Origin of the sequence: Streptomyces sp. NRRL F-6492 (assembly GCF_001280125.1) — a bacterium.
In the GTDB taxonomy this organism is placed as follows: Bacteria; Actinomycetota; Actinomycetes; order Streptomycetales; family Streptomycetaceae; genus Streptomyces.
The window spans coordinates 1-821 of record NZ_LGEG01000117.1 but is presented as its reverse complement, the minus strand read 5'-3'; the positions used below and the strand labels follow the sequence as shown (position 1 = coordinate 821).

Below are 821 nucleotides of genomic sequence, written 5' to 3'. Positions count from 1 at the left end.
CGCAGGTGTGGCCGATGGTGGCCGCCGGCACCTCCAACGACGAGGTCATGGCCGCCCGGGGCGTCCGCCCCGACTTCGGCGACGGCGAAGACGACTGAGAAGCCGGAGAGAAAGGGAAAACACCATGTCCACCCACACGCTCTCGGTCCTCGTCGAGAACAAGCCGGGCGTCCTCGCCCGCACCACGTCCCTCTTCGCACGCCGGGGCTTCACCATCGACTCCGTCTCCGAGGGCACGACGCAGGACCCCGCCGTCTCCCGCATCACGATCGTCGTGGACGCGGACGTCTGCCCGCTGGCCCAGGTCGTGCGGCAGATCGGCAAGCTGGTCAACGTCCTGAAGGTCGTCGAGCTGGAACCGGGCTCCGCGATCCGCCGCGAGCTGATCCTCGTGAAGGTCCGCGCCTGCCACGACACCCGCTCGCAGGTCGTCGACCTCGTGAGGCTCTTCCGCGCCCGGATCGTGGACGTCTCGCCCGAGGCCGTCACCGTCGAGGCCACCGGCACCCGCGACAAGCTCGACGCGCTGCTCACGATGCTCGGCCCGTTCGGCATCACCGAACTCGTCCAGTCCGGCACCGTCGCCATCGGCCGCGGTCCCGACGTCCTGAGCGCCTCCCCGGACCCCGCTCCCGCTCCCTCCCCCGTGCACGTTTCCTTCCCGATCCAAGGAGAATCCCCGTGGCCGAGCTCTTCTACGACGCCGACGCCGACCTCTCGACCATCCAGGGCCGCAAGGTCGCGGTGATCGGTTACGGCAGCCAGGGGCACGCCCACGCGCTGTCGCTCCGCGACTCGGGCGTCGACGTCCGCGTCGGCCT

2 pseudogenes are annotated in these 821 nt (G+C 70.4%); both read left to right on the top strand.

Annotated elements, in window-relative coordinates:
* Window positions 1-124 precede the first annotated feature (124 nt).
* Window positions 125-598 (top strand): annotated as a pseudogene (gene ilvN, locus ADL08_RS11660) (acetolactate synthase small subunit); the annotation flags it as partial.
* 83 nt (window positions 599-681) lie between these two features.
* A pseudogene (locus ADL08_RS35400) lies at window positions 682-821 on the top strand (ketol-acid reductoisomerase); the annotation flags it as partial.